The organism is Streptomyces sp. AC627_RSS907, from assembly GCF_019049165.1.
On record NZ_JAGMUE010001446.1, the window covers coordinates 1 to 694 of the forward strand.

General features: G+C 74.5%; 1 pseudogene. It reads right to left on the minus strand.

Annotated elements, in window-relative coordinates:
- A pseudogene (locus KUM32_RS42360) lies at positions 1-694 on the minus strand (flotillin family protein); the annotation flags it as partial.

A 694-nucleotide genomic window follows, 5' to 3' on the forward strand; every position in this document is an offset into this window, starting at 1 on the left:
CGTCCACGCTCTTGCCCAGCGAGATCGCGCCGACCAGCCGGTCGAAGAACGCGGTCTCGCCGCCCACGATGCTGATGTCGGCGCTCTCCAACCCCGTCGCGAGGACCGTGGCCTGCGCCTCGGCCACCTGCCGCTGCGCCTCGATGCCCGCGAGCCGCACGTCCTTGTCGGCCTCGATGCGCAGCCGGAACTCCTCGTGCGCCCGGGACGCCTCGTCAAGCGCGGCCATGGCCGCCGCCTTCTCGGTCAGCCCCGCCGCCTCGGCCTTCAGTTTCTCACCGATGGCCGCCGCGTCGGCCATGGCCTGCTCGCGGGTGCCCTCGGCCTCGGCCCGCAGCCGGGCCGCCGTGGCCTCGGCCTCGGCGCGGCCGGCCTTCTCGATGACCTCCGACTCCTTGTCCCGCACCTGCACGGCCGCGAGCCCCTCGGCCGCCGCCTCGGCCTGGATGCCTTCGGCGAGCCGGATCTTGGCCCGCGCGTCCATGTCGGCGGTCTTGGTCCGGGCCTCCGCCAGCGTCAGCTCCTCGGCGGCCCGGTGGACCGCCGCCTGCTCGGCCGCCTCCGCCGCCTTGATGTCCTTGACCAACTGCTCCTGCGCCACCGCCTCGGCCGCGATGACCAGCGCCTGCCGGTCCCGCTCGGCCTCCTCGACCGCGCGCAGCCGTTTGATCGACTCCTCCTGTTCGGCGACCGT